We start from the raw sequence: 21,775 nt of genomic DNA on the forward strand, positions 1-21,775 counted from the left end.
AAAATCTCAAATCCAAAAATGGGCGGCGGCATTTGCCGCTGCAGCCTGCCTTGCTGTTCCTGCAGGTGCGGAAACCGTCCGCAAACTCGGTTTTGTCAATGTGGACCGTATTCATCGCGAATCGGTTCAGGCGCAAAATATCCAAAATAAATTGGATACCGAGTTTGCGCCGCGTCAGCGGCAGCTGGAAAAACTTCAAAACGACATCGAGGTTTCAGCGCAAAGAGCAGACAAGTTGAAGGCTGGAAAAGCACGTGCGGCCGCTATGGCCGAATTGGAACGGCAAAGGCGCGAATTTCGCGGCAGTCAGGCGCAATTGGCCGAAGAGTATGATCTGAGGCGCAACGAGGAATTCGCCGCATTGCAGAATAATGCCAACCGAGTGATTTTGGAGCTGGCCAAAAAAGAAGGTTATGATCTGATTGTTCATGACGTGATCTTCATTGATGCCAAATTCGATATTACCGACAAGGTGATCCGCGAAATGAACCGTTAGTTCTTGATTGGGTTTTCAGACGGCCTTTTCGTCAGGCCGTCTGAATAATTTGGAAAATTGGATATCTTCATCCGAATCACATGACAGTCAAACAATATACCTTATCCCAAATCACCGCCGAACTCGGCGGCGAAGTGCGCGGCGAAGACATCAGCGTCTGCGCCGTGCGGCCTTTGGCTCAGGCCGGTGTGGAACACATCAGCTTTCTGGCCAATCCGAAATACAAACACGAAGTACACGATAGCAAAGCGGGCGCAGTCATCGTATCCGACAAAGCCGCCGGAGAATTTACCGGCCGCAGCCTGATTGTCGCCGCCGACCCGTACCTCTATTTTGCCAAAGTCGCCCGCCTGTTCTCACCGGTTGTCAAAGCACGCGGTGGCATCCATCCGACCGCCGTTGTCGAACCGAGCGCTACCGTGCCCGACAGTTGCGAAATCGGCGCGAATGCCTACATCGGCGCCAATACCCTATTGGGCGAAGGTTGCCGCATCTTGGCGAATGCCGTCGTCCAACACGATTGCAAACTGGGCGACGAAGTCGTTTTGCACCCCAATGCTGTGGTTTATTACGGCTGCACGCTCGGCAACCGCGTCGAAATCCACAGCGGCGCGGTCATCGGCGCGGACGGTTTCGGCCTTGCCTTCGCCGGCGACTCGTGGTTCAAAATCCCGCAAACCGGCGCGGTAACGCTGGGCGACGACGTGGAAATCGGCTCGAACAGCAACATCGACCGCGGCGCCATGAGCGACACCACCGTCGGCAACGGCACCAAAATCGACAACCAGGTCCAAATCGGCCACAACTGCAAAATCGGTTCCCATACCGTCATCGCCGCCAAAACCGGCATTTCCGGCAGCGTTACCGTCGGCAATTACTGCATCATCGGCGGCGGCGTCGGTACGGTCGGCCATATTGAAATCGCCGACAAAACCACCATCGGCGGCGGCACGTCCGTTACCCACAGCATCACCGAAAGCGGGCAGCACGTTGCCGGTATTTTCCCGATGTCGTCTTACAAAGAGTGGGCGCGCAATGCCGTCCACATCCACCGCCTGAACGAAACCGGCAAACGCATCAAACAGCTCGAACAGGAATTGGCCGAGTTGAAAAACGATAAATAGGCCGTCTGAAACCTTACAACCGAAACATGCCGTCTGAAAAATATGCGGGCGGCGCCAACCTATCAAGGAATAACCGAATGGAAATCAAACTACCGATTGAAGCACGCGAAATACAGGAAATCCTGCCGCACCGCTTCCCCTTTTTACTGCTGGACCGCGTCATCGCCGCCGAACCGGGCAAATCGCTGACCGCCATCAAAAACGTAACCTTCAACGAACAGTTTTTCCAAGGCCACTTTCCCGAATCGCCTGTCATGCCGGGCGTATTGATTGTGGAGGCGATGGCGCAGGCCTGCGGCGTATTGGCCGTATTGTCCCAAGGCAGCACCAAGCGTCGTGAAAACGAAATCACCCTGTTTGCCGGCTTGGACAACGTGCGCTTCAAACGCCAGGTCATCCCCGGCGACCGCCTGCAGTTTGAAGTCGAACTGTTGGCGCACAAACGCGGTATCGGCAAATTCAACGCCGTTGCCAAAGTGGACGGCGAATTGGCTTGCGAAGCCACCATTATGTGTGCGCAGCGTATTGTCGAGAAAGACTGATTTTCAGACGGCCTGCCGATAGAGGCCGTCTGAAAACCGAATGCGGGGCGTACCGGCGGTTTACCTGAAACGGTACAGCCGCCGGAGAGCCCCCAGACATGAAAGGAAACCCATGTCCCTCATCCACCCGACCGCCGTCATCGACCCCAAGGCCGAGCTGGATTCCAGCGTCAAAGTCGGTGCGTACACCGTTATCGGCCCGAACGTGCGAATCGGTGCGAATACCGAAATCGGCCCGCACGCCGTGATTAACGGCCATACCACCATAGGCGAAAACAACCGTATCTTCCAATTTGCCAGTTTGGGCGAAATCCCGCAGGATAAAAAATATGCGGGAGAGGCCACGCGCCTGATTATCGGCAACGGCAACACCATCCGCGAGTTCACCACCTTCAACCTCGGCACGGTAACGGGCATAGGCGAAACCCGCATCGGCGACGACAACTGGATTATGGCTTACTGCCACCTTGCCCACGACTGCGTCATTGGCAACCACACTGTCTTTGCCAACAACGCTTCATTGGCCGGACACGTTACCATCGGCGATTATGTGATTCTCGGCGGCTACACGCTGGTGTTCCAGTTCTGCCGCATCGGCGACTACGCCATGACCGCCTTTGCCGCCGGCGTGCATAAAGACGTACCGCCGTACTTTATGGCTGCGGGCTACCGCGCCGAACCGGCAGGCATCAACAGCGAAGGCATGCGCCGCAACGGTTTTACCGCCGAGCAAATTTCTGCCGTTAAAGATGTGTATAAAACCATTTATCACCGAGGAATCCCGTTCGAAGAGGCCAAAGCGGATATTTTGCAGCGTGCCGAAACCCAAGCCGAACTGGCAGTGTTCAAAGACTTCTTTGCCGAATCTACGCGCGGCATCATCCGCTGAAACGTTTGATTGGAATCGAAGGCCGTCTGAAAAATCATTTCAGACGGCCTTTTTATAGTGGATTAACTTTAAACCAGTACGGCGTTGCCTTGCCTTGCCGTACTATCTGTACTGTCTGCGGCTTCGTCGCCTTGTCCTGATTTAAATTTAATCCACTATATATTCAGCAAAGCGTGAAGGGCGTAAAATACAATTATGAAAACCATTCGCAAATAGTGGTGGTCAAACCGCCTTATCCCGAAAGGAGTTGCTTATGTTGAAAATCGAAGATGCCGTCAGCGAAACGTTGCTGATTACCCTCTACATGAGGCACCTCGCTTCAAACCGTCCCGATCCCATTATCCGCGACGAATCGGCAAGCCGTTTGGTGGCGGAAATAGACTATGATTTCTCCAAGTTCGACCATGCCGAGCGCAGCATAATCGGCACGGCGATTCGGGCCGATTATTTCGACAAACTGGCTGCCGATTTCATCCGCCGTCAGCCCAATCCCGTTATCGTCGTTATCGGCTGTGGATTGGACGGCAGGCGCGGGCGGATCGGCCGGGCGGCGGACAATGTGCCGTTTTACCAACTCGACCTGCCCGAAGTCATCGCCATCCGCAGGAAACTGCTGCCGCCGCAGGCAGGGGAAACGCTGATTGAGGCATCCGCCTTCGATACGGGCTGGATGGAGGACGTAAGCGGCAGTCATCCCGACGCGCAGTTCTTTTTGATATTGGAGGGCGTGCTGACGTATTTCGACAATGAAACCGTCGGCGGCCTGTTTAAAAATCTGGCCCATTATTTCCACCATGGCGAAGCGGTGTTTGACGTATCCAGTTCGTGGATGGTGAAAAATTCGGGCAAACACGATGCCGTCAAACATACCCGCGCCCGTTTTGCCTTTGGCTGCGACGACGACCGCGAAATCGAGCGTTGGGCGGACAACCTGCACCTGATTTCAGCCAAATATATGATGACGGATTTTCCTGCCTGGAAACGGCTGGGGCTGTCTTACTGGATTATGCGGCTGATCCCGGTATTTAAAAATTCCTTCCGCCTGCTGCATTACCGGATTGATTGAACGGCGAGCGTTGCAGGAATCCTGCCTCGGGAGCAAACCGGCAAACGGGCGGATTCGGCAAGCTTATTCAGCCGCCCTGCGGGCCAATGTCGGGGAGGCACGGCCGATTTCAGGACGGCATTTCCGGTTGTGCGGGTTTGTATGAAAACCGCCATCTGAGGCCGTCTGAAAAGTTATGCTAAAATCGCCGCCTTTTCAGACGGCCTTACGGTATCCGCCCATGCTGCTCCACCCGAAACGACTGTTGGCCGAATTGGTCCGCATCCTTGAAGAAGACGGTTATATTTTTGCCGCCGACCCCGCCCAAATCACAGATTCCTTACGCGACAGCGACGACGGGCCGGAAGCGCGGCTTTTGCGCCGTGCGGCCTTAATCGACCGCAACGGCAGATTGGCCGATGCACTGCAACGCAACCGCAACGGCGTGTTTTGGCTGTGGGTGGTCGCCGCCACCTTGTTGTTCACCTCCTCTTTTTCCGCCACCTTCGTTCTGATGGACGAGCAGGGGCTGAATTTTTTCCTGGTATTGGCGGGCGCGTTGGGCTTGAACAGCGCGATGCTGCTGCTGTGGCTGGCGGCGGTGGTTTTTCTGCGCCGGACAACCGTGCTGCCGTTTTCCAGCCCCTCCACTTGGCTGCGCGGCAAAGACCCGGTCAATCAGGCCATGCTGAGGCTTTATGGCGGCGAATGGACAAAACCCGCCATCCGCTGGCGCATCGGGGCGGCGGCGCACAGCTTGTGGCTGTCCACGCTCGCCGGCGTGCTGGTATGCGTCCTGCTGTTGCTGCTGGTGCGCCAATATACGTTCAACTGGGAAAGTACGCTGCTGAATGCCGATGCACTGGTGAAAACCATGGCCGCCTTGTCCTGGCTGCCTGAGAAAATGGGTTTTGCCGTACCGGATGCGGGCGCGGTCGCCTCGGGTCGTCTGAACGGCAGTACGGCCGATGCCCGCGCTTGGGCGGGACTTTTAATCGGCAGCATTGTCTGCTACGGCATCCTGCCGCGCCTTGCCGCATGGTTGGCCTGCGTATGGCTGCTGCGCCGTGCCGAATCGGGCCTGCCGCTGGATGCGCCGTATTACCGCAAGATTATCGAAGGTTGGCAGAGAAGCATTGTCGATGCCGACGATTTTCAGGAAAACATTGCCGCAGTCGGCCGGAAATTTGTTTTGAACGGCGACCCGAAATGGGCGGTGATGCTGGAAACGGAATGGCAGGATTCCGGCTGGTATCGGAGCGTGCTGGCGCAAGAATGGCAGGACAAGGGCTGTGCCGACAGCCGCGATGCCGTGGCGGCATTGACGGAAGCCTTGCGGCAAACACCCACACAGCTTTTAATCGGCGTGCGCGCCCATACCGTGCCCGACCGGGGCGTGTTGCGGCAGATTGCCGCTTTGGCCGAAGCGGCGCAGGGCGGCGCGGTGGTACAGCTGCTGCAAGATACGGCCGTTCATTCGGGCAACCTGCTGCCGCAATGGCATGACGCATTGGACAAACGCGGCATTGCCTGGCTCAATCCGCCGCATATCGCGCAAACGGGCGGCTAAAAAGGGGAAGAGGCCGTCTGAAAGCCCGGTTCGGTAGCCAAACCAAGCTTTCAGACGGCCTCTGTTTATTTCCAATCAATTTATTTTCAATCAGTCTGCCGCCACATCCACGGCTTTCGCCGCCAGCGCGTTTAAGGCAATCGGGGAGATTTCGACCAAAAAACCGCGTTTGCCGCCGTTGATGTAGATTTTGTCCAGCGCGGCAATCGAACGTTCCATATAGACGGGCAGGGCGGTTTTACAGCCGAAGGGGCTGGTGCCGCCGACCAGGTAGCCCGTCCATTTGTTTGCCTGCTGCGGATCGGCAGGTTCGATGTGCTTCATACCGAGCAGGCGGCCGAGTTTGCGGGTCGAAATCTGCTTGTCGCCGTGCATCAGCACGATTAGCCCTTTTTTCGCTTCGTTTTGCAGCACGATGGTTTTGACGACGGCGTGCTCGTCCACATTCAGGCAGTGTGCCGAATGCGCCGTGCCGCCGCGTTCCTCGTATGGGTAAAGGTGCGGGACGAACTCGATTTTATGCTGCCGCAGGAAGCGGACGGCGGGCGTAACGGGGTGGTCGGTTTTGCTCATGGCTGTTCGGCGGGGAAGAAAAACAGCGGCCATCTTACCACGGCGCAGGTAAAGGCGGCCGTTTTTTGCTTGCATAAATTTACATTGTGTGCTGAAATGCGCCGCTTGGTCAAATTGTAAACAATTCGGAGAATCTGCAAGATGGAGCAGGTTGAAAAATTCATCCATTGGTTAAACGACAACATCGTTTGGGGGCCGGTCATGCTGGTGCTGCTGGTCGGCACGGGCATCTGGCTGACGCTTATCTTGCGCGGCTTGCAGTTCGGCATGCTGTTTTATGCCTTGAAGCAGGCTTTCCGCCCGCATCCTAAGAAGGACGACGGCAGTGACCACGAAGGCGACGTATCGCATTTCGGCGCGCTGATGACGGCCTTATCGGCCACCATCGGTACGGGCAACATCGCCGGCGTGGCCACGGCCGTGGTAACCGGCGGGCCGGGCGCGGTATTCTGGATGTGGATTACCGCCATTTTCGGCATGGCCACCAAATACGGCGAAGGCGTGCTGGCAGTGAAATACCGCGTTACCAACAGCAAAGGCGAAATGTCCGGCGGGCCGATGTATTACATTGAAAACGGCTTGGGCAAAAAATGGAAATGGCTGGCCTTCCTGTTTGCCTTTTTCGGCGTGATGGCCTCATTCGGCATCGGCAGTACGGTGCAGGCCAATTCGGTGGCGCAGGCGGTGCACAGCAGCTTCGGCATCGATACTTGGATTACCGGCGTGGTGCTGACGCTGATTACCGCGTTCGTGGTGTTGGGCGGCATTCAAAGTATTTCACGCGTCAGCTCGGTGGTGGTGCCGTTTATGGCGGTGCTGTATATAGTCGGCGGACTGGTGGTGGTCGCCATGCATTTCGATTTGCTGCTGCCTGCGTTGAAAGTCATCATGCAAGACGCCTTTACCGGACAGGCCGTGGCCGGCGGCGTGGTCGGTACGGTTATCCGCTACGGCGTGGCACGAGGGGTCTTTTCCAACGAGGCCGGTATGGGTTCGGCGCCGATTGCCGCCGCCGCCGCGAAAACCGACCATCCCGTGCGTCAGGCCTTGGTGTCGATGACGGGTACGTTTTTGGATACCATCATCGTCTGCTCGATTACCGGCATCGTGCTGGTGATGGGCATACTGCAAAGCAACGGCGGTGCATTTGCCGTCCCCGACCTGAAAGGTGCGGCGCTGACGACCGCCACTTTCGATGCGATGTTGTCCGGCTACGGCGGCTGGGTGGTTACCATCGGCCTGATTTTCTTCGCTTATTCGACTACGCTGGGCTGGTGTTATTACGGTGAAAAATGCGCCACTTATGTATTTGGCGACAAATCCGTGCCGATGTACCGCGTGATTTACGTCGCCACGGTCATGCTCGGCACAGTCCTCAGCTTGGATATGGTGTGGGCGGCTGCCGATACCTTCAACGGCCTGATGGCGGTTCCGAACCTGATTGCGCTGCTGTTGCTGTCGAAGGTAATCGTGCAGGAAACGCGCGACTTCAAAGCCAAACGGGCAAGCGGCGAATTGGATTATTAAAAGCAGTTTCGAGGTATTAAAGAGGCCGTCTGAAAACGGGGAAAGATGTTTTCAGACGGCCTGGTTGTCAGCCTGCTTTATTTGACTGTAATCGGGCTGACGTAAAGATTTTTTGTTAAGGAACGACAGATGGATTTGAAAAAAGTTTGCTGCCTGTGTGCCATGTTGGCCGTGTCGCCCGTATTTGCCAAAGGCGGTGCGGCTTGGCAAAACGACCCGGTCGTCGCCATGTTGCAGGACGGCGGCAGTTTGGGTAAAGCGCAGGCGATTGATCCGCATCCGCTTTTTGCCGCAGACGGGGATAAAAATAGCATCTATCCCGACACTTTGCGTTTGGATGATAAGGCAAAGCACATCTACACTATTGTCGGAGAAATCAAATACGGCAGCAAAGATACTTCCGGCATGCGGCATAAAAAAGCAAGTTATGCACGTTTCCTGACAGTTGTGCATTGCGGCAAATACCGGTTTGAAGAAGCTTCTGCGGCGACTACGGTAATGTTTGATGCCAAGAACCGGGTTTTAAGCGTGGACGGGCCTTACCCTCGGGAAGAGTATTCCCAAGAAGCATTGGCTGAGTCGGACGAACTGAATAGGGACCTGCCGCTTGCCAAAGCCGTTTGCGCATTAGTGGATCGGAAAAAATAGGCAGTTGCGCGTTGGCCGGAATGCCGTTGCGCTGAAAGGCATAGAAGAGGCCGTCTGAAACAGCGAAAGCATGTTTTCAGACGGCCTTTAAGTTCGCGTGGCGGCAAATTCAGATTTCGAAGCTATCGGATTCGCCGTGTTCGCGGCCTATCATGCCTGCGGCTACGGTGTGGTTGGTGGCTTCGTCTATCAGGATGAATGCGCCCAATGCGGGGTTTTCGGTATATGGCACGGCATTGAGCGGTTGCTGCAGGGCGATGTTCAGACGGCCTATGTCGTTTGTTTTCAGGGTGTCGGCAGCGGTTACTCGGCTCAGGGTGTGTACGTCCCACACATAGCTGATGCTTTTGATTTTGGCGGCGGTGGTGCGGGTGGTGTGTTTGAGCAGGTAGCGGCGGCCGGTGTTGAGCGGGGTGTCGTCGAACCAGCAGACGGCGGCTTGGATTTGCTTGGCCGGCTGTATGGGGCTGTCGGCGGCAACGATGGCATCGCCGCGCGAGATGTCGATGTCGCGGTCTAGCGTTAGGGTCAATACTTCCCCTGCGGCCGCTTCTTCTGCCGGGCCTTGCGGGGTGTGGATTTGGGCGATGCGCGCGGTGTGTCCGGCCGGCAGGATTTTGACTTCGCCGCCGGTTTTCAGACGGCCTGCTTCAAGCCTGCCCTGATAGCCGCGGAAGTCGTCGCTGCTGCTGCCGTCTTGCCGGGCGACGCGCTGGACGGGGAAGCAGGCGGGCTGGTGTTCGGTTTTGCTTTGGGCGGCAGGCAGGTTTTCGAGCAGGGGCAGTAGCGGTTCGCCCTGATACCAAGGGGTGTTTGCGCTGGGATTGACGATGTTGTCGCCGCCCAGCGCGCTGATGGGGATGAAGCGGATGTCGGCGTTCAGGCTGATTTGCGCGGCCAGTTTTCGGTAGGTGGAAACGATTTTTTCGTAGGCGGCGCGGTCGAAGCCGAGCAGGTCGAGTTTGTTGACGGCGACGATGATGTGCGGGGTGCCGAGCAGTTTGAGTATCGCGCTGTGGCGTTTGGTTTGCGGCAGCAGGGCGGGCTCTTCGCCGTTGAAATCGACGCGGGTGGCATCTATCAGGATGATGGCGGCATCGGCGGTAGACGCGCCGGTAACCATGTTGCGGGTGTATTGTTCGTGCCCGGGGGTGTCGGCGATGATGAATTTGCGTTTCGGGGTGGCGAAGTAGCGGTAGGCGACGTCGATGGTGATGCCTTGTTCGCGTTCGGCGGCCAGGCCGTCGGTCAGGCCGGCGAAGTCGGGCGTTTGGCCGTTTTGCGCCGTTTGGTCGAGTTTGGCGACTTGGTCGGTCAGCAGGGTTTTGCTGTCGTAGAGTAGGCGGCCGATGAGGGTGGATTTTCCGTCGTCGACGCTGCCGGCGGTGATGAAGCGCAAGACGGGGGCGGTTTCGGGCGTGGTCATGGGGTTTCCTTTTTCAGACGGCTTGAAGTTGGACGGTAATGTAATCAGGCCGTCTGAAAAAGGGAAAGAATGCTTGCTTGTAAGTAAAGACGAATCGGCTATATGAGGCCGTCTGAAAAGGTGTTTTCAGACGGCCTGCGGGTTTTCAGGTCCAGTAGTAACGCACGATGTGGAAGAAGACGGGGGCGGCGAAGCAGACGGAATCGACGCGATCGAGCATGCCGCCGTGGCCTTGTATCATGTTGCCCCAGTCTTTGACGCCGTAGTCGCGCTTGATGGCCGACATGACGAGTCCGCCGAAGAATCCCATCAGGCAGATAATCAGTCCCATCGCGCCGGCCTGCCACGGGTTGAACGGGGTAATCGGTGCCATCAGGACGGCCAATACGGTGGCCGAGGCGATGCCGCCGACGGTGCCGGAAACGGTTTTGGACGGAGATAACGAAGGCATGATTTTCGCGCCGCCGATCAGTTTGCCCCAGATGTATTGCAATACGTCGGATGCTTGTACGACGCCTATCAGGAAAATCAGCAGCAGGATGTTGTTTTCTTTATTAAATCCGTCTATTTCCAAAAACAGCAGGGCGGGGACGTGCGACAGGCAGAAAATGCAGACCATGGCCATCCATTGGGTTTTGGCGGCACGTTCGAGGAAGTGGACGGTTTGCCCGTTCATGCTGGCGATGATGGGCAGCAGCAGGAAGGCGTACATCGGAATCAGAAGGGCAAAGAGGCCGTACCATTCGCTCCATACCAGATAGTATTGCCCGGGCAGCAGGATGTAGAAGCAGGCCGCCATGCTGTAATAATCGCTGCGGCGGCGGTAAATCAGGGTCATGAATTCGCGCAGGGCGGCAAAGGAAATCAGGAAAAAGAGGATGACTGCGCCGATTTTGCCGAACCAGAAAGCGGCCAGCAGGACAAACGTCATCAGCCACCAGGCATAAATGCGGGCATTCAGGTTGGCGATGGTGGCATTGGCCGCGCCGTGTTTGCGTCTCAGCCATTGGCCGATCAGCGAGGCAATGAGCAGGATGGCGAAAACGGCGGCAAAGATGTAACCCGCCTGGGGGGTAAGGCGGGCGGCGGACAGGGCGAGGGAGATACCGGGAGGCATGGTCGGCTTTCTGAATGGAATCGCGGTATTATAACCTTGGCCGTGCGGGTTTGCCTCAGTAGGAAGGCAGTCGTTATATAATGCGGCGTGTGCAAAGCATTTTGAAAGGAGAATGTGATGACTTTTGCTTATTGGTGTATTTTTGCGGCCATGCTGATGCCGTTGGGCTGTGCGTTTTATGCGAAGAAAAGCGCGGGTTTTGTTTTTACTCGGGATAACGGTAATCCGAGGGCGTTTTTGGAAAAGGCGGAAGGTGCAGCCGCACGCGCCGATGCCGCGCAGCAGAATTGTTTCGAGGTGTTTGCCCCGTTTGCCGCCTCCGTGATTGTCGCCCATGCCACCGGCAATGCCGCACAGTCGGTAATCAATATTTGGGCGGGGTTGTTTGTTTTGTTCCGCCTGTTGTTTATCTTCTGCTACATTGCCGACGAACCGCGCTTGCGCTCGATGATGTGGAGTGCCGGATTTGTCTGCATTATCGCGCTGTTTGTCGCTGCGGTATGAGGCAGGGATGGATACGGAAGGCCGTCTGAAAGTGGATTTTCAGACGGCCTTTGTGATGTTTCGGGTTTGGGGGACGGTTATTTGTTCAGATTGTTCAATTCGGTTTCAGCCTGTTTGACCGCGTTTTCCAAACCGGAAATCCGTTCCAGATATTTGGCGTAGTTGCGTTCGTTGCCGTAGCGCACTTTCCGGCCTTCTTCCAAGGCCTGTTTGGCGTTTTGCAGGCGTTGTTGCGCAGCGGCGATTTGTTCGTTGTTGATGCCGCCCGCTACGGTTTGCCCGCCTGAAGCGGACGAGCCTTCATAAGCAGTTTGCCGGGGCGTGTATGTGGTGCTGCCGGAAGAGGGTTTGACAGAGGAGTATACGGACGGACGGCCAAGGTCGCTTGTTTGGCAGTTTTTACCGCGAGGGTCTTGGGTGTAGGTTGTACGTCCCGATGCGTCTTTACAGGCATAAACGGCGGCCTGCACGGGCAGCATCGCAGCCAACAGCAGGGCGGCCAAGGTAATGTGTTTCATAGGGTTTCCTTTCGTTGCGTCGGTTAAAACCAAAAATACCAAACCAGCAGCAAAATCAGGCAGGTAATCAGGTTGGCGGCAACAATCGCCCGCCATTGCCTTTTGCGGGGCGGTGTGATTTTCAGGCCGTTACGGCTGCGGCGGATATAAAAAAACGGGGACAGCAGCACAGACACCGCCGACAGCAGGATGATGACCGCATAGTAGATTTTTTCCGCCGGCATGGTAAGGCCGTTTCTGTTTCGGTTTTGGGACGGGTAAATTATATAGCGAATGGCGCGGCTTTCCCACAGGCATGAAAAAACTGCCGGTCAGGCCGGCAGTTTGGAGGGTTTTGCGGTTTGGTCGAATTACAGCAGGTGGGCGATACCGGCTTTTTCTTCTTCCAATTCTTTCAAGGTGGCATCGATGCGCTCACGGCTGAAATCGTCGATTTCCAAGCCTTCCACCAGTTTGTATTCGCCGTTTTCGCAGGTTACGGGGAAGCCGAACATTGTGTCTTTCGGAATGCCGTAAGAGCCGTCGGACGGAATACCCATGGTTACCCATTTGCCGTTGGTGCCCAGCACCCAGTCGCGAATGTGGTCAATCGCGGCATTGGCGGCGGATGCGGCGGAAGACAGGCCGCGCGCTTCGATAATTGCCGCGCCCCGTTTGCCGACTGTAGGTAGGAAGGTGTTGGCGTTCCAGTCTTGGTCGTTAATCATGTCTTTCACGCTTTCACCGTTGATGGTGGCGAAGCGGTAATCGGCATACATCGTAGGCGAGTGGTTGCCCCAAACGCACAGTTTTTCGATTTGCGAAACGGGTTTGCCGGTTTTTTCGGCCACTTGGCTCAATGCGCGGTTGTGGTCGAGGCGCAGCATGGCGGTAAAGTTTTTGGACGGCAGGTCGGGGGCGGACTTCATGGCGATGTAGGCATTGGTATTGGCAGGGTTGCCCACAACCAGCACTTTGACGTTACGGTCGGCCACTTTGTTCAGTGCCGCGCCCTGGACGGTAAAGATGGCGGCATTAGCCTGCAACAGGTCGGCACGTTCCATGCCTTTGCTGCGCGGACGGGAACCTACCAGAATGGCGATTTGCGCATCTTTAAAGGCGACTTCGGGGTCGTCGGTGGTAAACATATCGGCCAAGAGCGGGAAGGCGCAGTCTTGCAGTTCCATCATCACGCCTTTAACGGCATTTTGAGCCTGAGGCAAATCCAACAGCTGCAGGATAACGGGTTGGTCTTTGCCCAGCATTTCACCACTGGCAATACGGAACAGCAGGGCATAACCGATTTGGCCGGCAGCACCGGTTACGGCAACACGAACGGGTGATTTCATAACAGAAATTCTCCTCTTTCATAGATGAATGGGTTGAAAGGAAAGGCCGTATCGGCAAATAGAAATGCGTTATATACCGACGGGCATGACGTGAGTTTACTTGATGGCATAATGTTTAATCAAGATGTGTAAAGAAGAAAACAGAGAATCTGTAGTTTTATGTAGTTTGATTACGGATGGGCTGTAAAACGAAATTCCGTCTCAATATGCCAGACAGGATTCAGTTTGGCTAAAAATAGATGCAAGAAAACATATTTAATTGTAATAAATTGAATTTTATTGAATAAATTTATTTTTATGGTGAGAGGGGCAGGGGAGTGGTGTAGATTTTTGATTCTGTGGCCCGGATATTCTGTTTGGGTGATGCTAAGTTGGAGTGTAACTGTATGTTAAATAAAGAAATATCAACTATTATGGTTGAAAACCGTTTTTATTTGTAATTTTGATGTAAAAACGGATTAAAAAAAATATCGAAAGGGCTATTCAACTTGCGGCAAACAGGGTAAATTATGGTCTGACGTAACTTGATGTAGCATCTGTTAAAAGTCGGATTGCATCATCAAGTTGCTTGGTTTTTGAGAGTTTGAAAAATATCGTTCATTTAAAGAGGAATTGAAATGCAGACGAAAAAACGACCTGTATTCCTGGATTTGCAGGTGTTGGTTCGACATTTGCCTGTTCCCGGGATTGTCTCCATTCTGCACCGTGCGAGCGGTGTTATCCTGTTCATCATGATTCCGGTTTTGTTGATGTTGTTGAACGGTTCGTTAAGCAGCGGCGAAGATTTCGAATCGTATAAAGCCGTGGCTGACAATCCGTTGGTCAAGCTGATACTGATCGGTGTTTTGTGGGCTTTCCTGCACCATCTGTGTGCGGGTATCCGTTTCTTGTTGCTGGATGCGCATCAAGGTTTGGAACTTCAAACTTGCCGTAAGACGGCTAAATTGGTTTTGATTATTTCCTTGTCGCTGACTTTGGTATTGGGAGTGGCATTATGGTAGACCGCAAATTGGCCGGAGCCCATTATGGTCTGAGAGACTGGGCGGCACAGCGCATTACGGCAGTTATCATGATTATTTATGCTGTTGTATTCTTCCTCTTCCTGCTCGGAATGGCGGGTGCGGAGGATTATTCGCAATGGCAGGCATTCTTCGGTAAAACTTGGGTTAAAGTGTTCACGCAAACTACGCTTATTGCTTTACTTATGCATGCGTGGGTCGGTATCCGCGATTTGTGGATGGACTATGTCAAGCCTTTCGGCCTGCGTTTGACACTGCACTGCGCCACTATTGTTTGGTTGGTGATGTGCGCAGTTTATTCGTTCAAAGTAATTTGGTAAGCATAGGAGTGAATTGATGAGCTTCCCTATCCGTAAATTTGATGCCGTCATTGTAGGCGGCGGCGGTGCCGGCTTGCGTGCGGCATTGCAACTTTCTAAAGCCGGTTTGAATACCGCCGTATTATCAAAGGTATTTCCTACCCGTTCGCATACGGTAGCGGCACAAGGCGGTATTTCCGCATCTCTCGGTAATGTGCAGGAAGACCGTTGGGATTGGCATATGTACGATACCGTGAAAGGTTCGGACTGGCTGGGCGACCAAGATGCGATTGAATTTATGTGTCGTGCTGCGCCTGAAGCAGTAATTGAATTGGAGCACATGGGCATGCCTTTTGACCGTGTGGAAAGCGGTAAAATTTATCAGCGTCCTTTCGGCGGTCATACTGCCGAGCATGGCAAGCGTGCCGTAGAACGTGCTTGTGCGGTTGCCGACCGTACAGGCCATGCAATGTTGCATACTTTGTATCAGCAGAATGTTCGTGCCAATACACAGTTTTTTGTTGAGTGGACTGCGCTGGATTTGATCCGTGATGAAAATGGTGATGTAGTCGGCGTAACTGTTATGGAAATGGAAACAGGCGATGTTTATATTTTCCATGCCAAAGCAGTGTTGTTTGCTACCGGAGGTGCCGGCCGTATTTACGCTTCTTCTACCAACGCCTTTATGAATACTGGCGACGGTTTGGGTATTTGTGCGCGTGCAGGTATTCCGTTGGAAGATATGGAGTTCTGGCAATTCCATCCGACCGGCGTGGCAGGTGCGGGTGTATTGATTACCGAAGGTGTGCGTGGTGAGGGCGGCATCCTGTTGAATGCGGATGGTGAACGTTTTATGGAGCGTTATGCGCCGACCGTTAAAGACTTGGCATCGCGTGATGTGGTTTCCCGTGCAATGGCAATGGAAATCTATGAAGGTCGCGGTTGCGGTAAAAATAAAGACCATGTGTTGTTGAAAATCGATCACATCGGTGCAGAAAAAATTATGGAAAAACTACCGGGTATCCGCGAGATTTCCATCCAGTTTGCCGGTATTGATCCGATTAAAGACCCGATTCCCGTTGTGCCGACCACACACTATATGATGGGCGGTATTCCGACCAACTATCACGGTGAGGTTGTCGTTCCTAAGGACGGAAACCCGGAAGTCCCTGTCAAAGGCCTTTACGCAGCAGGTGAGTGTGCTTGTGCTTCCGTACACGGCGCGAACAGGCTGGGTACGAACTCGTTGCTTGACTTGGTGGTATTCGGCAAGTCAGCCGGTGACAGTATGATTGCTTACGTTAAAGAACAATCTGACTGGAAACCTTTGCCGAAAGATGCGGGAATGTTTACAAAACAGCGTTTGGATCGTTTGAACGGCCAGGCTAACGGCGAAAAAGTAGATGCTTTGCGTACTGAATTGCAGCGTACTGTTCAGCTGCATGCAGGTGTGTTCCGTACTGATGCTATTTTAAAAGAAGGTGTGGATAAAGTTCTGAAACTGTATGAACGTGCAAAAAATACAGAAATCGGTGATAAGAGCATGGTGTGGAATACGGCGCGTATTGAAGCGTTGGAGTTGGATAACCTTATGGAGGTTGCCAAAGCGACCATGATTGCGGCAGAAGCACGCAAAGAATCCCGCGGTGCCCATGCTTCGGACGACCATCCGGATCGTGATGATGTCAATTGGATGAAACACTCTCTCTTTTATTCGGCCGACAACCGTTTGGATTACAAACCGGTTCATACCAAACCGCTTACAGTCGATTATATCGAACCGGCCAAGCGCGTTTACTAAAGGAATGCACACATGGAAAAAATACGTCTGCAAGTGTATCGCTACAATCCCGATGTGGATGCCAAGCCGTACATGAAAGATTACGAGTTGGAAATCGAACCAACGGATGTCAAATTGCTTGATGCGATTATCAAATTGAAAGCGCAAGACGATAGTTTGTCGTTCCGCCGCTCATGCCGGGAAGGTATCTGTGGTTCAGACGGCATGAACATCAATGGGAAAAACGGTTTGGCGTGTCTGGTCGATATCCGCAGCTTGACGCAACCCATTGTGTTGCGTCCGCTGCCCGGTCTGCCGGTTATACGTGACTTGATTGTTGATATGACTCAGTTCTTCAAGCAATATCATTCAATCAAGCCTTATGTGGTGAACGATACTCCGGTTGATCCTCGTAAAGAACGTTTGCAAAGCCAGGAAGAGCGTAAAGAGTTGGATGGCTTGTACGAATGCATTTTGTGCGCCTGTTGTTCGACTTCTTGTCCATCGTTCTGGTGGAATCCCGACAAATTCGTCGGTCCTTCCGGTTTGCTGAATGCTTACCGTTTTATTGCCGATAGCCGCGACATGATTACCAATGAACGGTTGGATAATTTAAATGATCCATACCGTCTGTTCCGTTGCCATACCATCATGAATTGTGTTGATGTATGTCCGAAACATTTGAATCCTACCCGTGCAATCGGAAAAATCAAAGAAATCATGTTGAAACGAGCAGTATAGATATGATAACTTTTGATGATGCAGCGAAACGGCGCATCCGTTTCCTGACACGCCGTGGACTGCTTGAGCTCGATATCGTGCTCAAGCGGTTTATGGAAAAAGAATTCCAGCATCTTAGCGATGCTGAATTGTCGGTATTCGTTGAAATTTTGGATTTGCCGGATCAGGAGTTTTTGGCTCTGGTCAATCAGAAAGAAACAACAGACAATCCTCAGTTTGCATTGCTGCTGGATAAAATCAGGCGAAGCTGAGCTATGGTAAGGCCGTCTGAAAATGCCACCTTGTATTTTTAGAAGAATAAAGGAGTAAGAGATGTCTCAGTCAATTAAAGTAGAAATCGCAGGTAAAGAACCTCTTGAACTGCCGGTATTGAAAGGTACTTTGGGCAACGAAGTGGTCGATATTCGCACGTTTACCAAAGGCAGCGGAATGTTTACTTTCGATCCGGGTTTTGTTTCAACAGCCAGTTGTGAGTCAAAGATTACCTTTATCGACGGCGATAAAGGCTATCTCTATTATCGCGGGTATCCGATTGAGCAGCTTGCCGAACAAGGTGATTATTTGGAAACCTGTTACCTTTTGATTTATGGCGAACTGCCTAATGCTGAGCAAAAGGAAAAGTTTGTTAATACAGTCATGCACCACACTATGGTACATGAACAGTTGACATGGTTCTTCCGCGGCTTCCGCCGCGATGCGCATCCGATGGCAATGATGGTTGGCGTGGTTGGCGCTTTGTCCGCCTTCTATCAAGACAGCTTGGAAATTGCCGATCCCGAACACCGCAAAGTCGCCATTTACCGCCTGATTTCCAAAATCCCGACTATTGCGGCGATGTGTTACCGCTACTCCAACGGCCTGCCGTTCAATTATCCGAAGAACGACCTCTCTTACACGGCAAACTTTATGCACATGATGTTTGCAACGCCATGTGAAGAATACAAGCCAAATCCGGTATTGGTTCGCGCATTGGACAGAATCTTTATCTTGCACGCTGACCATGAGCAAAACGCTTCTACTTCTACTGTCCGCTTGGCAGGTTCTTCTGGAGCGAATCCCTTTGCCTGTATTGCAGCCGGTATCGCCAGCCTGTGGGGTCCTTCTCACGGCGGTGCGAACGAAGCTGTGTTAAATATGTTGGACGAAATCGGTGATGTATCGAAAGTTGCCGAATTCATGGAAGGGGTGAAAGCCAAGAAATACCGCCTGATGGGTTTCGGACACCGTGTGTACAAAAATATGGATCCGCGTGCCGCCATCATGAAGAAAACATGCGACGAAGTATTGCGCGAATTGGGTTTGGAAAACGATCCGAAATTCAAGCTGGCAATGGAATTGGAAAAAATCGCATTGAACGATCCATATTTCATTGAGAAAAAACTGTATCCGAATGTTGACTTCTATTCAGGCATCGTATTGTCCGCATTGGGTATCCCGGTTTCCATGTTTACCGTTATCTTCGCTTTGGCGCGCACAGTAGGTTGGATTTCCCACTGGCATGAGATGATTTCTGATCCGAATCAGAAAATTGGCCGTCCGCGCCAATTGTATACTGGTGCGCCGCGTCGAGACTATACTCCGGTAGACAAGCGGTAATCTGATATAAAACAAGGAAAGCGGGAGTCATCCTGCTTTCTTTTTTGCTGCGTGGTAGTCATAGAAAGGTATAACGAGTAAAATATTACCGTTATGCGAGTAATGTGTTTTAACGTGGTAAATTCAGTTTCCCAAATTAAATTTTCTCAAGCAGAAAAGGCCATGCCATGATGGATGAAAAACAAAACTTCTCTTATCTTTTCGGTTCAAACGCTCCATATATTGAGGAGTTGTATGAAGAATTTCTGAACAATCCCGATTCGGTGGAAGAATATTGGAGGCAATATTTTTCCGAACTGGCTGCTCAGCCCGGCTTTGCCGAACGTGATGTGGCTCACCGCCCCATTCAGGAATCTTTTGTCAAATTGGCAAAATCCCGTCCGATTGCAGTGGGTACTGTTGATGAAAATATGCTGAAAAAACAAGTGGGTGTTTTGCGCTTGATTTCTGCTTACCGCATTCAGGGTGTCGGTGCGGCGCAGCTGGACCCCTTGAAACGTAAACCGCCTATCCATATCGAAGGTTTGGATCCCAAATTCCATGGCCTTTCTGATGAGGATATGGCGGTTAAATTCAATGTAGGCCCGGGAGATTTCGGCGGGCAGTACGAGAAGCTGACTTTGTCGGAAATCCTGAGTAAATTGAAGCAGACTTATTGCGGTTCGGTTGGTATTGAATACATGCATATAACCAACCGCACCGAGCGCCGCTGGATTCGTGATTATTTCGAGAGCATTTCCTCTACGCCGAAATATGATTCCGAACAAAAACTCTATATCTTGAAACAGCTGACAGCTGCGGAGACATTGGAACGTTATCTGCAAAACAAATATGTCGGCCAAAAACGTTTCGGCGTGGAAGGCGGAGAAAGTTCGATTCTGGCATTAAACTATTTGGTACAAAATGCCGGTAAAGATGGTGTGGAAGAAGTGATTGTCGGTATGGCGCACCGAGGCCGTCTGAATGTATTGGTCAATACCTTGGGTAAAAAGCCGAGCGATTTGTTCGCCGAATTTGAAGGCCGTGCTGAAATCAAACTGCCGAGCGGAGACGTGAAATACCATACCGGTTTCAGCTCCGATATTGCCACGCCAACAGGCCCGATACATGTTACCTTGGCATTCAACCCCTCACACTTGGAAATCGTCAATCCCGTGGTTGAAGGTTCAAGCCGTGCCAAACAAACGCGCCGCGGTGAAAATGGTCAGAAGCAGGTCTTGCCGGTGTTGATTCACGGCGATTCGGCCTTTATCGGCTTGGGTGTAAACCAAGCGGTATTCAATATGTCGCTAACCCGTGGCTACACTACGGGTGGAACCGTGCACGTCGTAGTGAACAACCAAATTGGCTTTACTACTTCCGATACGCGCGATACCCGTTCAACCGTTTATTGTACAGACATTGCCAAAATAGTCGATGCGCCGATTTTCCATGTGAATGGAGACGATCCTGAGGCAGTTTGCATGGTCATGCAGGCGGCAATGGACTACCGCAAAACATTCCATAAAGATGTTGTGGTCGATGTGGTGTGCTACCGCAAAAACGGGCACAACGAGAGCGATGATCCGACATTGACCCAGCCGATGATGTACAAAGCCGTGGCCAAACATCCGGGCACACGCGCACTTTATGCGGAAAAATTGGTTCAAGAAGGTGTTGTCAGCCAAGAACAAACCGATTCGTATGTTCAAGCTTATCGTGATGCCTTGGATCGCGGCGAACACGTCGAGCAGACACGTCTGTCGGATTACACCAGCAAACACAGCGTTGATTGGACAAAATATCAGGGCAAAGACTGGCGTGAAGCTGTGGAAAGCGGCTTGTCTGCCGAAGACATCAAACGCTTGGCCGATAAATTTACCTATGTTCCCGAAGGGTTCGGCTTGCACAACACCTCCAAACGGCTGGTGGAGAACCGCAAAGCAATGGCGGCCGGCGAACAGAATATCGACTGGGGCATGGCGGAGACCATCGCTTATGCCAGCATGGTAACAAAAGGCACCGGCGTACGTATTTCCGGCGAAGATTCCGGCCGTGGTACTTTCTCACACCGTCAGGCTGTACTGCATGACCAAAACCGCGAAAAATGGGATGCCGGCATTTATATTCCGCTGCAGCACATCAGCGACAGCCAGGCACCGTTTACCGTTATCGACTCCATCCTGAATGAAGAGGCCGTACTGGCTTATGAATACGGCCATGCCTGCTCTGCTCCGGATATGCTGACCATTTGGGAAGCGCAATTCGGCGATTTTGCCAACGGCGCGCAAGTGGCGATTGACCAATTCATCTCTTCCGGTGAAACCAAATGGGGTCGTTTGTGCGGTCTGACAGTCATCCTGCCGCACGGCTATGACGGCCAGGGCCCGGAACACTCGTCCGGACGTTTGGAGCGTTGGTTGCAACTGTGTGCCGAACACAATATGCAGGTCATCATGCCGTCTGAAGCTTCGCAGATGTTCCACATCCTGCGCCGTCAGGTTTTACGGACAATGCGCCGCCCGCTGATTATCTTCATGTCCAAACGCCTGTTGCGCTTTAAAGATGCAACCAGCCCGCTGGAAAACTTCCTGGAAGGCACGACTTTCCGCCCCGTTATCGGTGATACCGTACAACGTGCCGACAACGGCAAAGTAAAACGCGTCATCCTTTGTGCAGGTCAGGTTTATTACGATTTGACTGCCGGACGTGCCGAGCGCGGTTTGGAAGAAGAAGTGGCCATCGTGCGTGCCGAACAGCTTTATCCTTTCCCATATGCCGAAGCGGAAGCAGAATTGGCCAAATATCCGAATGCGACCGAAATCATGTGGGCTCAGGAAGAGCCGAAAAACCAAGGCGCGTGGTATCAGACACGCCACCGCTTGGAAGCTTTGGCGAAAGAAGGCCAGAAACTCATTTATGCAGGCCGCCCAGCCAGCGCATCTCCTGCCGTAGGCTATGGCAGCAAACACGCCGCACAGCTGAAACAGCTGGTGGAAGATGCCTTCACATTCAACTAACTGCCGTACAGGCGCGGCTCGGATGATTTCCGGG

Annotated in this window: 22 protein-coding genes; 16 read left to right on the forward strand and 6 right to left on the reverse strand. The window is 52.9% G+C overall.

Annotation, left to right across the window (positions count from 1 at the left end; all coding sequences use genetic code 11):
* Positions 1–10: 10 nt before the first annotated feature.
* The 6 genes from BM261_RS10540 to BM261_RS10570 all read left to right on the forward strand — a co-directional run bounded on the left by BM261_RS10540 (position 11) and on the right by BM261_RS10570 (position 5,666).
* The gene (locus BM261_RS10540) at positions 11–496 is read left to right on the forward strand and encodes an OmpH family outer membrane protein (protein ID WP_172459030.1); all 486 of its coding nucleotides are present in this window, start codon (positions 11–13) and stop codon (positions 494–496) included.
* Positions 497–576: 80 nt separating this feature from the next.
* Complete coding sequence (gene lpxD, locus BM261_RS10545; protein WP_074898063.1) at positions 577–1,620, forward strand: UDP-3-O-(3-hydroxymyristoyl)glucosamine N-acyltransferase; 1,044 nt, start codon at positions 577–579, stop codon at positions 1,618–1,620.
* A 77-nt stretch (positions 1,621–1,697) separates the two neighbouring features.
* Complete coding sequence (fabZ, locus tag BM261_RS10550; RefSeq protein ID WP_049249167.1) at positions 1,698–2,162, forward strand: 3-hydroxyacyl-ACP dehydratase FabZ; 465 nt, start codon at positions 1,698–1,700, stop codon at positions 2,160–2,162.
* 112 nt (positions 2,163–2,274) lie between these two features.
* Entirely contained in the window at positions 2,275–3,051 is a 777-nt protein-coding gene (gene lpxA, locus BM261_RS10555) for an acyl-ACP--UDP-N-acetylglucosamine O-acyltransferase (RefSeq protein ID WP_074898066.1), read from the forward strand.
* Between the two features lie 253 nt (positions 3,052–3,304).
* Positions 3,305–4,117 carry a class I SAM-dependent methyltransferase gene (locus tag BM261_RS10565; protein WP_074898068.1) on the forward strand — a complete coding sequence of 271 codons (813 nt, stop codon included), beginning with the start codon at positions 3,305–3,307 and terminating at the stop codon, positions 4,115–4,117.
* A gap of 223 nt (positions 4,118–4,340) precedes the next feature.
* Entirely contained in the window at positions 4,341–5,666 is a 1,326-nt protein-coding gene (locus BM261_RS10570; RefSeq protein WP_074898118.1) for a DUF2868 domain-containing protein, read from the forward strand.
* Between the two features lie 90 nt (positions 5,667–5,756).
* On the opposite strand, the gene ybaK is transcribed toward BM261_RS10570, so the two are convergent.
* Positions 5,757–6,239 carry a Cys-tRNA(Pro) deacylase gene (gene ybaK, locus BM261_RS10575; protein ID WP_074898120.1) on the reverse strand — a complete coding sequence of 161 codons (483 nt, stop codon included), beginning with the start codon at positions 6,237–6,239 and terminating at the stop codon, positions 5,757–5,759.
* Positions 6,240–6,380: 141 nt separating this feature from the next.
* On the opposite strand from ybaK, the gene BM261_RS10580 reads away from it, so the two are divergent.
* A complete protein-coding gene (locus BM261_RS10580; RefSeq protein WP_074898070.1) occupies positions 6,381–7,766 on the forward strand; it encodes an alanine/glycine:cation symporter family protein in 1,386 nt (461 codons plus the stop codon).
* 129 nt (positions 7,767–7,895) lie between these two features.
* Positions 7,896–8,414 carry a hypothetical protein gene (locus BM261_RS10585; protein ID WP_074898072.1) on the forward strand — a complete coding sequence of 173 codons (519 nt, stop codon included), beginning with the start codon at positions 7,896–7,898 and terminating at the stop codon, positions 8,412–8,414.
* A gap of 109 nt (positions 8,415–8,523) precedes the next feature.
* Here the strand turns inward: BM261_RS10585 and BM261_RS10590 are convergent, their stop codons facing one another.
* Together BM261_RS10590 and BM261_RS10595 are read right to left on the reverse strand one after the other, a co-directional pair.
* Positions 8,524–9,840 (reverse strand): sulfate adenylyltransferase subunit 1, encoded by a 1,317-nt coding sequence (locus BM261_RS10590; RefSeq protein ID WP_074898074.1) that lies wholly within the window; start codon positions 9,838–9,840, stop codon positions 8,524–8,526.
* Between the two features lie 145 nt (positions 9,841–9,985).
* The gene (locus BM261_RS10595) at positions 9,986–10,957 is read right to left on the reverse strand and encodes a phosphatidate cytidylyltransferase (RefSeq protein WP_074898076.1); all 972 of its coding nucleotides are present in this window, start codon (positions 10,955–10,957) and stop codon (positions 9,986–9,988) included.
* A 117-nt stretch (positions 10,958–11,074) separates the two neighbouring features.
* On the opposite strand from BM261_RS10595, the gene BM261_RS10600 reads away from it, so the two are divergent.
* On the forward strand, positions 11,075–11,461 hold the full coding sequence (locus tag BM261_RS10600) for an MAPEG family protein (protein WP_074898078.1): 387 nt from the start codon (positions 11,075–11,077) through the stop codon (positions 11,459–11,461).
* A 77-nt stretch (positions 11,462–11,538) separates the two neighbouring features.
* On the opposite strand, the gene BM261_RS10605 is transcribed toward BM261_RS10600, so the two are convergent.
* The 3 genes from BM261_RS10605 to BM261_RS10615 all read right to left on the reverse strand — a co-directional run bounded on the left by BM261_RS10605 (position 11,539) and on the right by BM261_RS10615 (position 13,307).
* Positions 11,539–11,979: a DUF4124 domain-containing protein gene (locus BM261_RS10605; protein WP_074898080.1), complete on the reverse strand. Its 441-nt coding sequence runs from the start codon at positions 11,977–11,979 to the stop codon at positions 11,539–11,541.
* A 23-nt stretch (positions 11,980–12,002) separates the two neighbouring features.
* Entirely contained in the window at positions 12,003–12,203 is a 201-nt protein-coding gene (locus BM261_RS10610) for a hypothetical protein (protein ID WP_049251429.1), read from the reverse strand.
* A 126-nt stretch (positions 12,204–12,329) separates the two neighbouring features.
* Complete coding sequence (locus BM261_RS10615) at positions 12,330–13,307, reverse strand: malate dehydrogenase (RefSeq protein ID WP_003775330.1); 978 nt, start codon at positions 13,305–13,307, stop codon at positions 12,330–12,332.
* A gap of 617 nt (positions 13,308–13,924) precedes the next feature.
* Between BM261_RS10615 and sdhC the strand changes: the two genes are divergently transcribed.
* From sdhC to BM261_RS10650, 7 genes are all read left to right on the forward strand, one after another.
* Entirely contained in the window at positions 13,925–14,308 is a 384-nt protein-coding gene (sdhC, locus tag BM261_RS10620) for a succinate dehydrogenase, cytochrome b556 subunit (protein WP_003775332.1), read from the forward strand.
* Positions 14,302–14,646 carry a succinate dehydrogenase, hydrophobic membrane anchor protein gene (gene sdhD / locus BM261_RS10625; RefSeq protein WP_074898082.1) on the forward strand — a complete coding sequence of 115 codons (345 nt, stop codon included), beginning with the start codon at positions 14,302–14,304 and terminating at the stop codon, positions 14,644–14,646. Before sdhC ends, sdhD begins: the two co-directional genes overlap by 7 nt.
* 16 nt (positions 14,647–14,662) lie before the next feature.
* Positions 14,663–16,426 carry a succinate dehydrogenase flavoprotein subunit gene (sdhA, locus tag BM261_RS10630; RefSeq protein ID WP_074898085.1) on the forward strand — a complete coding sequence of 588 codons (1,764 nt, stop codon included), beginning with the start codon at positions 14,663–14,665 and terminating at the stop codon, positions 16,424–16,426.
* Between the two features lie 12 nt (positions 16,427–16,438).
* The gene (locus BM261_RS10635; RefSeq protein ID WP_074898087.1) at positions 16,439–17,146 is read left to right on the forward strand and encodes a succinate dehydrogenase iron-sulfur subunit; all 708 of its coding nucleotides are present in this window, start codon (positions 16,439–16,441) and stop codon (positions 17,144–17,146) included.
* Positions 17,147–17,148: 2 nt separating this feature from the next.
* Complete coding sequence (locus tag BM261_RS10640; RefSeq protein WP_049249178.1) at positions 17,149–17,397, forward strand: FAD assembly factor SdhE; 249 nt, start codon at positions 17,149–17,151, stop codon at positions 17,395–17,397.
* 61 nt (positions 17,398–17,458) lie between these two features.
* Complete coding sequence (gltA, locus tag BM261_RS10645) at positions 17,459–18,742, forward strand: citrate synthase (RefSeq protein ID WP_003775343.1); 1,284 nt, start codon at positions 17,459–17,461, stop codon at positions 18,740–18,742.
* Between the two features lie 167 nt (positions 18,743–18,909).
* A complete protein-coding gene (locus tag BM261_RS10650; RefSeq protein WP_074898090.1) occupies positions 18,910–21,741 on the forward strand; it encodes a 2-oxoglutarate dehydrogenase E1 component in 2,832 nt (943 codons plus the stop codon).
* Positions 21,742–21,775 lie beyond the last annotated feature (34 nt).

Origin of the sequence: Neisseria elongata subsp. elongata, assembly GCF_900113545.1 — a bacterium.
In the GTDB taxonomy this organism is placed as follows: domain Bacteria; phylum Pseudomonadota; class Gammaproteobacteria; order Burkholderiales; family Neisseriaceae; genus Neisseria; species Neisseria elongata.